The following is a 9,720-nucleotide window of genomic DNA, read 5'->3' as shown; positions in this document are numbered from 1 at the left end:
TTGTCGGTTGATGTTACCCACTCACAAAAGCGTTCCCAGACATTGGCGCTTTCGCGCTGCTGTAAGGTTGTTGTCATGGTTTTATGATTGCTGTATTTGGTTGTCAATGTTCGGATGATGTTTATATTATTAACGGTGTTGTTAACGTTTGTAAAGGGGTTGAGCGACAGTTAAACTGATGAGTGTGATTAGGAAAGCTGATGAAAGGAGAGACAGGGCCGATCGCCCCCGCACGAAAATAGATGCCAGCGTGCACACGCGGCGCACCTCAACCCTAACGAACGGGAGCGATCGGAGGTGGAGAAGGTAGAGGAACAGGAGCGAGGACAGGCGGAGAGACTGGCCTGCGAGCAGGTGGAGAAATCCTGAACTGCTGGAGTTGCTGCGGGGTGAGCGATCGCAAAATTCTCAGTCCGAGAGTGTCTCGGGAGATGCTTAAAGCGTAGGATGGCTCCAAATACGGGCGGAAATTGGATTTGTTGTTCAAATAGCTTTCCATGAAAGCTAGGCTGAGTCCGCTGAGGTAGCGGCGGGCTAAAACTGGTTCCGGCCCGATGACCTCTGGTGGTGGCAGAAAGAGGCTTTGAGGGGAATCCTCGATCGTTGAGAAGTGAGTCCCGTTGTTCATCAGTACCAGATATTTGTTGGGCGATGTCAGCCAAGTGAACGGTTGAATTTGTTCCAGCAAAGCGGGGGCGACGGTATCGGCGCTGCCTGCGATTAGCATGACTGGGATTTGGATTTTGCTGAGGTTTGTTTCTCCGAGAATGCTGCTGACGATCGGGTTGACGGCGATCGCAGCTTTGACGCGCGGGTCGTCGAAATTGTACTGGTTGCGCTCTAGGCCGCGGGCGCGGCACTGCAACAGTAGGGAGAGGTTCCAAGTATCGTTTTCGAGTCCGCAATCTTTGTCTAGCTGTGCAAAATTAATCTCCGCCCCGGCTAATGCTAAAGCCGTATAGCCACCGAAAGACTGGCCTATGACGCCGACTCGCTGCAAGTCAAGCTGCCCTTGGTAGGTCGGGTCGGTTGTAGATAGTTTGGTTAAATAATCGAGCAGATCTTTGATGTCGAGGGGGCGGTTGACAAATTCTGCTGGTTCTGCTACTTGATTGGCTCTGCCTGTTACTAAGTCTTGGATTTGTTGGGCGTTGCTGCCGGGGTGTTCGGGGACGGCGACGGCAAAGCCGTAGGAGGCTAGGTGTTTTGCTAAATACTCGAAGGAAAGGCGATCGGAACCTAAACCGTGAGAAATTACTACTACTGGGGCCGGTTGCGGGCTGCCCTGCGGCAGGTATATGTCCATATCAAACGTGCGAGGGCGATTTGGACTCGTCACAGTTACCGATGATTTTTTCCAAGTATAGGGGCCCGGTAGCTGGGGTTGCTGCATTTGGGCCGGGGGTATGGCGGGTTCAGAGGCTGCTTGTGCTTCGGACAACTGGGCGACTCCCGCGATCGTCTGATTGGAACGGTTGATCAGCGATGTCAGCTCGTTGGCGATACCCAAGGCGCGGGCGATGTCAATCCTGATGCCATAGGTGGGGAATTTCCGCAGCACGTTGAGAATTGTCAGGCCTTCTGGATCTGAGGCTGCTAAAATCAGGGCGGCTCGGATGGCATAAAATCCAGGCTGCCGAGCTTTGGTTTGAATTACTCGGCCTAAGCGTCTCAGCAGCACTTCTCCTTGAGGCGTGTAAAGGAATTGGGCGATCGTCACGGGGCTGATTTCAGCTTTCGCTTGCAGGGCGCTGCGAATCTCAGCTAGCTGAGATTCTTTGATGTACTGAGCGAAGCCGTCCAAGTTTGAGTCTATTTTGCCTTCTTTGGCTAAAAGTGCCAGGGATTCGATGGGAACTGATTCTTCTAGCGGCCCGTAAGTTACGTAAATTCGCTCGGCACCCATTGCCGGTGCGGCGGTGCAAACAGCCGTGAATGCACACAATCCTAGGTATTTTTGGGCGATCGACCGCCGAGTGCGAAGGGCAGCAGTGGAGAGGCTCGAAAAAAGACAGTTCATAACTTTCACACCTAGGACTTCTAATAATTAGTCGGTGAAACGATGTAAATTGTTTCGTCAAAATTTAATACCCAAAAATCGCTCTGTTGCTTCGGATACTTCAGAAATTAGGTTATCTTGGGAAGCATAGCCAAAAAAGAAATTTTCTGACCTGACAAGACTAGCTGAAATTTAAAATTCAACGCCGAGGGGTCAAACCTACTGGAAGGCCCTTTGATTATTTTTTCAGCTATGCAAGATATTTTCGATCAAGTTTGTAACTACAGCCTGAGTGAGAGAATTTATGATGTTCAATGCAACTGCTATCCTGATTGACGCTTTTGTGCAAGAGTTGCAGGCCGGCTACCGTCGCACCTACGGCAAGTACAAGCCTGACTACCCTGAAATTATCGCCTGGGCAGGGACTATGGCTCTGGAAAATATCGCTAACTGCGATGCTCTGTACCACAATGTGGAACACACAATGCTCGTGGCTTTGGTGGGACAAGAGATTCTCCGCGGCAAGCATATTCGCGAAGGGGGAGTGTCGCCAGAAGATTGGCTGCACTACCTGATCTCGCTGCTGTGTCACGATATCGGCTACGTCAAAGGTGTTTGCCGCCAAGACCAAGAAGCTGTGGGACTATATGCTACGGGTATTGACGGGGGCATGGTTTCTGTGCCGATCGGGGCAACTTCTGCCAGTTTAACTCCTTATCATGTCGATCGAGGAAAACTCGTAATTGACGAACGCTTCGGCGGCCACACATTAATTGATGCCGAACAAATCAAGCGCAATATTGAATTGACGCGCTTCCCAGTTCCTGCTAGCGAAACTCATCAAGACAGAAACAATTATTCTGGACTCGCTAGGGCCGCCGATTTGATCGGTCAGTTGAGTGATCCAAATTACCTGCGAAAAATAAGTGCCTTGTTCTACGAATTTGAGGAAGTCGGCACTAATAAAATCTTGGGCTACAAATCTCCGGGAGATTTGCGGCAAAATTACGCCAAGTTTTATTGGAATGGAGTTTTTCCCTACATTCCAGCAGCTTTGAATTATTTGGAATTGACCCAGGGAGGCAAACAAATTATTGCCAACCTCTACGCCAATGTATTTCAGGTAGAACACGCTGAACCGCTCGCTTTCACCAAGCCCAACGCTCAAGAATTCACCAAATCCCGCGCCCATAGCAACTTGAATGGCGAAAAAGATGGTGAGAATCTTCAACCTTCCATGTCCGGGGAAAACAAGAAATTTACCGAGTTTCCAGACTTGAATTTATGATGATTTACGCCCTGAATTCGGCAGCTAAAAACAGGAGTCATAGTTAGTAACAAAAAAGGTAATTTTTAAGTTGCTGACTCCTTCCTTGTAAGCTATAGTATAGCTAATAAATCGTGGTTTATTAGGAATAGTTATGTCATGGAAACCAACAATATTGAAGTCGTTTTTAGCTTTGATACAACTGGCAGTATGTACCCTTGTTTGACGCAAGTTCGTCGGAAAATCAAAGAGACGGTAACGAGACTGCTAGATGAAATTCCTGGCATTCGGATTGGCATTATTGCCCACGGAGACTATTGCGATGCTGGCAGCACATACGTAACTAAACACCTCGATTTGTCTGGCGATGTCGGCACGATTTGCAATTTTGTTCAAAATGTAGAGCCAACTGGCGGCGGCGATGCTCCAGAATGTTACGAATTAGTCTTGCACGAAGCTCAGTCACTTTCTTGGACTCCAACTAATTCCAAAACCTTGGTACTAATTGGCGACGACATCCCCCACGCACCCGCTCAAACTCCTCAAAAACTTAACTGGCGTAAGGAAGTAGATAAGTTAGCACAGATGGGAATTACCGTTTACGGCATCCAAGCTCTCAACCGCCAGCACGCTACTTTATTCTATAAAGAACTAGCCGAAAAGTCTGGCGGTTTTCACCTCAATCTAGACCAATTTTCATACATTACAGATTTATTTTTAGCAGTTTGTTACCAACAGTCATCTAACGAACAACTGCAAGCTTACGAACAAGAAGTTGTCAGTCAAGGTCGCATGAATCGTGGATTAAACAAAATGTTTAATACCATGCTGAACCGGGAAGGTGTTGCTGTTTACGAATCAGCAGAATTGCGAGCCGTAAAACCGGGGAGATTTCAGATTTTAGAAGTTGACAGCGAGATTTCAATTAAAGCTTTTGTTCTGGAGAATGGTTTGACTTTTAAAACCGGGCGCGGGTTTTATGAATTTACTAAAACAGAAACTATCCAAGGTAAAAAAGAAATTGTGCTGATGGATCGTTCCACAGGGGATTTGTTTGAAGGAGAAGCTGCGCGAGAAATGTTGGGTTTGCCAATGGGCGAGACTGTTCGCATCAAACCGAGCAATCTAGAAAAGTATGCGGTTTTTGTGCAAAGTACCTCGGCAAATCGCAAGCTGATGGGGGGAACTCGTTTCCTTTATGAAGTTGAAGATTGGGATCGTTAATCAATCTTAAATGTCCAAACAACAACCGCAGATCGATGCAGATCGGGGTAAAATCTCTATTCTCTGTGTTTGTGTTATGGTCTGCTGTTAAAAAATATACACTTTCAAATTAATATGCAACCCGAAATTCAGCAGCAAATTCAACAGTTGAGGCAGCAGCTACAGCAAGCTAGCTATGCTTATTATGTTCTAGATGCACCGATTATGCCAGATGAGGTGTACGATCGACTTTATCGCCAGTTGCAAGAATTAGAATCAGATTATCCTGAATTAATTACTGCGGAAAGTCCGACTCAGCGGGTGGGAGAACAGCCTGCTACTCAATTTTTTAGCGTCAAACACAATATTCCTCTCTACAGTTTGGAAAATGCTTTTAATTTTGAAGAATTTGCTAAATGGCAGGAACGCTGGCAAAGGGTAGCACCTCCCCTAACCCCCGGTCAAGAAGGAAATGCACCCCCCCTAACCCCCCCTGATCAAGGGGGGGGACTTGATGGAATAACATCTTCGATTAGCAATCAGGAAAATAGGGAAATTACTCCCCGCCTTAGCAAGGGGGGGTTGGGGGGGGTTTCCTATGTTTGCGAGTTAAAAATTGACGGTTCTGCTTTAGCGTTAACCTATGAAAATGGGGTTTTAGTTCGCGGTGCGACCCGGGGAGACGGCATTGCCGGAGAGGAAATTACTCAAAATGTCAAAACTATTCGCTCGATTCCTTTAAAGCTCAATTTAGATAATCCGCCGCCTGTTGTGGAAGTGCGGGGAGAGGCTTTTTTGTCTTTAGCTGTGTTTGAAGAAATTAATCGGGAACGGGAAAAAGCAGGGGAACAATTGTTTGCTAATCCTCGCAATGCTGCGGCGGGTACGCTGCGGCAGTTGGATTCTAAAATTGTGGATAAGCGCAAATTGGATTTCTTTGCTTATACTCTGCATTTAGATCAGGGTAACGAGGGTAACACGCAGTGGGATTCGTTGGAATTGTTGCGACGAATGGGGTTTAAGGTGAATCCCTATCGCAAAATTTGCTATTCTTTGGATGAGGTTCGGGAGTATTACGAATATTGGGATACTGAACGACGGAATTTGCCTTACATGACGGATGGGGTTGTTGTTAAGATTAATTCGGTTTTGCTACAAAAACAATTGGGTTTTACTCAGAGGTTTCCGCGTTGGGCGATCGCCCTGAAGTATCCCGCGGCCGAAGTCCCTACAATAGTAGAAGCTGTCACCGTGCAAGTAGGGAGAACCGGGGCTCTGACTCCTGTAGCGGAACTCAAACCGGTGCAGTTGGCGGGGACGACGGTTTCGCGGGCTTCTCTCCATAATAGCGATCGACTTTCCGATCTCAACCTGCACATTGGCGATACTGTGATTGTCAGAAAAGCTGGGGAAATTATACCAGAAGTTGTGCGAGTTTTGCCGGAACTTCGTCCCCAAAATGCTAAACTTTTCCAAATGCCTAGTTGCTGTCCCGAATGCGAACAGCCTGTGGTTCGGGAAAAGGGGGAGGCCGTTACTCGCTGCATAAATACATCTTGTCCAGCAATTTTGAGGGGTTCGCTTATTCATTTTTGCAGCCGGGATGCTCTGGATATTAACGGTGTTGGCGAAAAGTTGGTGCAGCAGATGGTTGATAGCAATTTGGTGCATTCTGCGGCGGATTTGTACGATTTGACTGCGGAAAGATTGATGAGTTTGGAACGCATGGGTAAGAAGTTAGCAGAAAAGTTGGTAAGTGCGATCGCCCAATCGAAAAATCAACCTTATGCGCGCGTACTTTACGGCTTGGGCATCCGCCACGTCGGCAGCGTGAATGCTCAATTGCTAACAGAAAGGTTTGCAAATGTGGAAGAGTTAGCAGGGGTATCGGCGGCATCGATTGAGGGCGTTTACGGCATCGGGCCGGAAATTGCTCAAGCTGTTTATCAGTGGTTTCGAGTGCCAGCAAATCAAAGTTTAATTGCACGGTTGAAAACTGCGGGCTTGCAATTGCAGTCAGAAGTGAAAAATCCCAATTTAGCCCGTACAAATTTACAACTTGCAGGCAAAAGCTTTGTGCTTACCGGAACTTTGCCCACTTTGAAACGAGATGAAGCTAAAGATTTGATTCAAAAAGCAGGAGGTAAAGTCACAAGTTCTGTGAGTGCTAAAACTGATTATGTGGTTGTGGGAGAAGATGCTGGTTCTAAGTTGGAAAAGGCTCAATCTTTAGGAATCGAACTACTTTCGGAATCAGAGTTACTCGAACTGCTATCGGAACCATAAATGATTGGGGAAATTCAATATATTTCTCTTTCCTCTTTCTCTGCGCCCTCTGCGCTCTCTGCGGTTCCCAAAAAAAGCGCTGATTCATTTCAGCCGTTTTCAAAGAAAATGCCTAACAATTCTATTGCCCTAGGTGCAAAATAGCCGAGCGCGAATTGGGCAATACCTCAAAAGGCATAGAAATTGCGATCACACTTGGTGAATATACATACTTCCCCGGCGGTGCTGCCCGAATCAGTTGTCGGTACAGGCTAGTTTTGCTAAAATTTGATAAAGTTTGCAATAGCTATGGCAACTGCGAGCTTAGCCAAATCCCAGCAATCATAGGAGATACATTATGTCTGAAATTCCAGCAGAACAAACACAAACAAACTTGACAACTCCAGAAATAACTACCGAAAGCTCAATTTCTGGAGTGGAAAACGTAAAAAATAGTTTGGGAAACGTCCTAAATAATTGGAAGTTGAAAGCAGGATTAGCCGTTGCTGTACTCTTTGCAGTGTTGCTATTTGCTTTCTACTGGCAGCATATGATTGCAGTCGTAGGTATGAAGAGTTGGTCGGCGCGATCGGGAGCTAACCCGATCGAATGTATGGTAAGAGATACTAATAACGACGAGTATGTCAGTTGCAGCGCCCTCCTCGACCAGCAGATTGTGCCTCTTGAGTGCAGTTCGAGTTTGTTCAATATCGGCTGTCGAGTCAATTACGGAACTGCGGCCCCAAATCCGAGACAGACCAACCCTAGATAGAGCATCTGCGGGTTAGAAATGATTGTTGAACGAACAGATTTGCTAATTAAAGTATGGGACTTACAAAGAAAATCTCACCGTGAAAATACTCCAGCAATAAAGATCAGAAAACTCTTGTTTTTCTTGTTGTAAATTAGCAGGTAATGAAAGTTACCTGCTATTGCCATGAGGTAATCTGTGATAGATGAGGGGCGGCAGTATATTGGCGATCCACAGGTTTTTGATGATATTACTTTAGTGGTGATGAAACAGAAATAGAGTTCCAAACCCCCTGGACCGGCGGTTGAAATTGCGGCAGCCACGGAGGAACCGCCCCAACCACCCCAAGCGGGCATTGCCACTACTGTAGAAACTTTCATCCCTAAGAAGCGGAGACAGAAAGATAAAAATGGGAGCTTACCAAGGGCTTCCGATCATGGTGAAACTACTCCAATAATAAGGATGAGAAAAATTTTGGTTTGCTTGTTGTAAATTAGCAGGTAAATTTAACTTGCCGCCTGTTGTTACTAGCTGTCCGTTTTCCAGGCGCACTTTACCGGACATTATTGCTTGTTGAGCCAGTTGCAAAGCTTCTGCCTTAGTTGTGGTTCCTCGCAACTGGTGGTAAAATTCGCTCATCAGCCCCAAAGTGCCTCCATCGTCAACATACCACAAACTCCCTAAAGCAGATTTCGCGCCGGATTTTACTGCTAAACCTCCAAAACCTAATTCTGCTTCCCGATCGCCCATAGCAGTTCTACAAGCACTTAATACTAACAAGTCTACCTGCGGATTGCGCCAATTTAAACTCTCCATGCGATCGAGCTGCAATTTGGAATTCCACAGTTGAATGTAGGAATTGCTCGCTTTTCCCGGTTTGAATTCAGCGTGAGTTGCTAGATGAACGATCCGAAATCCTCCCTTGACGTGTTCCGAGTTGAGATTCTCTACAGTGAAAGTAGAATTGAGGAAAGATGGACTCTGCCACTGAGTCGAAATCGCCTGCAATTCGATCGGCACACTGGGCAAGGGCTGTTGGTCAACAAATTCTGACCTTCCCATTGCTAGCACGGTGGCGTCTCTAACAGCTTTATAATCGGTATTAGTCGAACTAAAACTTGGAATTAGGCTGAAACTGTATTTTTCAATCAAGAAGCCTTTACCGTCGTGTAAAGCTGCAAAGGGCAGGCTCCGCAATCCGGGATCGACTGACAGTAATAAAGTTTGAATTCCTAAGTTTTCTAAGTCTTTTTCTAGGGGTGCGATCGCCCATTTATATAATTGCTGGGCGGCGGCTAGATAGCTGGTACTAGCGCGTTTTGCGGGATTGGTGATTTCAGCGCGAAACTCCTGGACGGTGGGGAAAAGAGCTGCTCTGTTGGCTTCGGGGACGCTGTAGTGAATCGGTTGCCCGACGGGAGGAACTAAAATTAGTTCGAGTTGATCTTCTCGCGAGACTATGTAGATAATACCAGACCGCTTGCCGGTTTGCTGTTCGATATTTTGTAAAGTTTGTTGGGCTGTCGAAATTAAGACTTTTTCCTCTGGGAGGTTGGCTGTTACCCCCAAGTATTGTCCAAATTCTTGATTCCTCATTTCTTCGATTCCCCAGAGTGTTTTCTGTAGGTCGTTACCTTCAAAAAGTCGATCGGGAGGCGGGGCGTATCCCAAAATTAAATTAGAAGTAGGGTTAACTGTTAGTGCTTGTTTGAATGCGGGTGAAGAGGCTACGATGCCAGCGGGTAATTGACTGGTGATACTTGGATCGATGGTTAAAACTCGATCGGCAGCAGCAACACCGGGATTGTCTAGCGATCGAATTTCGGGGCGTTTAAAGTCTTGTGCATCGGAGGTTGAGGGTTCGGGTGCGGGCGATGCTGGTGTTGCCACAGGTGCGGGCAGTTGTATTTCCGTAGAAGCCATCGGAGTGGGAGTGACACTCGGAGTGGGAGTGACACTCGGAGTCGGAGTGGGAGTTTCCAGCGGAGTGGGAGTTTCACTCGGAGTCGGAGTGGGAGTTTCCAGCGGAGTTGGAGTTTCACTCGGAGTCGGAGTGGGAGTTTCCAGCGGAGTGGGAGTTTCACTCGGAGTCGGAGTGGGACTTACTACCGGAGTTGGAGTTTCACTCGGAGTCGGAGTGGGACTTACTACCGGAGTGGGAGTTTCACTCGGAGTCGGAGTGGGAGTTTCCAGCGGAGTGGGAGTTTCACTCGGAGTCGGAGTGGGACTTACTAC

6 protein-coding genes are annotated in these 9,720 nt (G+C 47.1%); 4 read left to right on the top strand and 2 right to left on the bottom strand.

Annotated features, from left to right (window positions below; translation table 11 throughout):
* Positions 1-274: 274 nt before the first annotated feature.
* Positions 275-2,020, bottom strand: a complete 1,746-nt coding sequence (locus tag QUA57_RS21635; protein WP_333063511.1) for an alpha/beta hydrolase — start codon at positions 2,018-2,020, stop codon at positions 275-277.
* Positions 2,021-2,306: 286 nt separating this feature from the next.
* Between QUA57_RS21635 and QUA57_RS21630 the strand changes: the two genes are divergently transcribed.
* The 4 genes from QUA57_RS21630 (at position 2,307) to QUA57_RS21615 (ending at position 7,506) form a co-directional block, all read left to right on the top strand.
* A complete protein-coding gene (locus QUA57_RS21630; RefSeq protein ID WP_333063512.1) occupies positions 2,307-3,287 on the top strand; it encodes an Npun_R2479 family HD domain-containing metalloprotein in 981 nt (326 codons plus the stop codon).
* A 138-nt stretch (positions 3,288-3,425) separates the two neighbouring features.
* Positions 3,426-4,490, top strand: a complete 1,065-nt coding sequence (locus QUA57_RS21625) for a vWA domain-containing protein (protein ID WP_333041290.1) — start codon at positions 3,426-3,428, stop codon at positions 4,488-4,490.
* Between the two features lie 114 nt (positions 4,491-4,604).
* On the top strand, positions 4,605-6,755 hold the full coding sequence (ligA, locus tag QUA57_RS21620) for an NAD-dependent DNA ligase LigA (RefSeq protein WP_333063510.1): 2,151 nt from the start codon (positions 4,605-4,607) through the stop codon (positions 6,753-6,755).
* A 337-nt stretch (positions 6,756-7,092) separates the two neighbouring features.
* The gene (locus QUA57_RS21615) at positions 7,093-7,506 is read left to right on the top strand and encodes a hypothetical protein (protein WP_333041287.1); all 414 of its coding nucleotides are present in this window, start codon (positions 7,093-7,095) and stop codon (positions 7,504-7,506) included.
* A 396-nt stretch (positions 7,507-7,902) separates the two neighbouring features.
* Here the strand turns inward: QUA57_RS21615 and QUA57_RS21610 are convergent.
* The coding region (locus tag QUA57_RS21610; protein ID WP_333063509.1) for a CHAT domain-containing protein at positions 7,903-9,720 on the bottom strand (1,818 nt) is incomplete at its 5' end.

The organism is Microcoleus sp. Pol7_B2 (assembly GCF_036701035.1).
Classification (GTDB): domain Bacteria; phylum Cyanobacteriota; class Cyanobacteriia; order Cyanobacteriales; family Microcoleaceae; genus Microcoleus.
Note: the sequence above shows the minus strand (reverse complement) of the source record. Positions and strands in the feature narration are given on the sequence as shown.